1 protein-coding gene is annotated in these 633 nt (G+C 61.8%); it reads left to right on the plus strand.

The window, feature by feature from the left end; genetic code table 11:
- Positions 1-411: MBL fold metallo-hydrolase (locus EN932_RS37435; protein ID WP_348630222.1), on the plus strand; the 411-nt coding region annotated here is incomplete at its 5' end.
- Between the last annotated feature and the right edge of the window lie 222 nt (positions 412-633).

Raw genomic sequence — 633 nt, forward strand, 5'->3', positions numbered from 1 at the left:
ATCGAACTGCGGGCATGGAAGGCGGCGCACACCGACAACGACCTGACCGTATTCGATACCACGACCAGAACGCTCTTTGCCGGCGATCTGGTGTTCATGGGCTCCTTGCCGACGCTCGACGGATCACTGCTTGGATGGCTCCGCCAGATGGATGCACTCACCGCGATCGACGCCGCGCGCGTCGTTCCAGGTCATGGTCCTGTAACGGCCGACTGGCCACAGGCACTGGCGGGGGAGCGACGCTATTTCGAGGTTCTGGCGCGCGATATCCGCAAGGCGATCGCCGACGGAACGCCGCTGCGCGAAGCAGTCAAAACCGCAGGCGGAAGCGAACGGGACAATTGGCACCTGTTCGACGATTACAACGAGCGCAACGCAACGGCCGCATTTGCCGAACTCGAATGGGAATAGACGACGCCGACATGCGCTAGGCGGCCGCAAAGCACGGCGATTTGCCAAGGCGTCGCCAAAGGCTTATCCTCAACGCCAGCCTGGGCACCACCTCTCTTGCATTGGTGGAGGCATCGAAATGCAAAATCAAGCTTACTCGAGCCGGCAGCTCGCCTTGCCGCTCGCATCCGTTTTCGCCGCGATCATCTTGACCATCGGCACGTTGCTCGGCTCCTCGGGAGC

Source organism: Mesorhizobium sp. M7A.F.Ca.US.002.01.1.1, from assembly GCF_004022955.1.
GTDB lineage: Bacteria > Pseudomonadota > Alphaproteobacteria > Rhizobiales > Rhizobiaceae > Mesorhizobium > Mesorhizobium ciceri.